This is a genomic window from Paraburkholderia sp. SIMBA_053 (assembly GCF_046534895.1).
GTDB classification, from domain to species: Bacteria; Pseudomonadota; Gammaproteobacteria; order Burkholderiales; family Burkholderiaceae; genus Paraburkholderia; species Paraburkholderia caledonica.
Genome location: NZ_JAWRXU010001878.1, coordinates 1 through 231, shown reverse-complemented (window position 1 = coordinate 231; position 231 = coordinate 1). Strand labels below are relative to the sequence as shown.

Annotated in this window: 1 protein-coding gene; it reads left to right on the top strand. The window is 38.1% G+C overall.

All coding sequences use genetic code 11. The features are described from left to right. Window positions 1-41: 41 nt before the first annotated feature. On the top strand, window positions 42-231 hold a 190-nt coding region (locus SB753_RS42060; protein ID WP_410805821.1), incomplete at its 3' end, for a hypothetical protein.

Genomic DNA, 231 nt, shown 5'->3' with positions numbered 1-231 from the left:
CACGTTGCTCGCGTTTGTGGCGGGCGTTAGGGCTATAGGTCATGGATGAGTTCATCACGATAGATAAATTAATTACTTCAGTTCTTGTAGCTATACCAACAGCATTTTTGTCTGTCCATTTAGCTTTAAAGAAGTACCGAACTGAAAAGTGGTGGGATACTAAGTTATCATGCTACTTAGACTCGATTAAAACTTTAAAAAGCTTAATTGTATATTGCGATAGCCAGTTAG